1 protein-coding gene is annotated in these 553 nt (G+C 46.8%); it reads right to left on the bottom strand.

The genetic code is table 11. The features are described 5' to 3' along the window. Positions 1-553 (bottom strand): immunoglobulin domain-containing protein (locus tag OQ5_RS21040; RefSeq protein ID WP_044107852.1); only part of this gene is annotated, 553 nt, incomplete at both ends.

Genomic DNA, 553 nt, shown 5'->3' with positions numbered 1-553 from the left:
TTTACTACAACCGTTGTACTGCCCGATACGATACATCCGTTAGCATCGGTCACTGTAACATCATAATCACCGGCATTGGTAAGCGTAACATTTGTGATGGTCGGATTCTGATCTGTGCTGCTGAAACCGTCCGGGCCGCTCCATGAGTAGCTGTAGGGGGTAATGCCTCCGGAAACACTAACACTCAGTGTAACATCAGAACCTTCACATACTGGTCCGTTGTTGTCTATATTGTCAATAACAGGATCACTCACAATGACATTGGTTGTTCCGGTAACCGAACAACCATTAGCATCGGTAACAACCACATCATAATCACCGGCATTCGCCGTTGTGACATTGGTTACCGACGGATTCTGATCCGTGCTGCTGAAACCATCGGGGCCGCTCCACAAATAAGAATAAGGAAATGTACCACCCGAGACAGTAACTGATAAATTTACAGTCCCTCCTGCACATACAGGGCCGTCGTTGTCAATATCATCGATTACAGGATTTTCATTCACTACAACAGTGGTACTACCTGTCGCTGAACCACAGCCATTGGCATCAG

This window comes from Anaerophaga thermohalophila str. Valhall (genome assembly GCF_000250735.1).
GTDB classification, from domain to species: domain Bacteria; phylum Bacteroidota; class Bacteroidia; order Bacteroidales; family Marinilabiliaceae; genus Anaerophaga; species Anaerophaga thermohalophila_A.
This window is presented reverse-complemented; position numbering and strand designations above follow the sequence as displayed.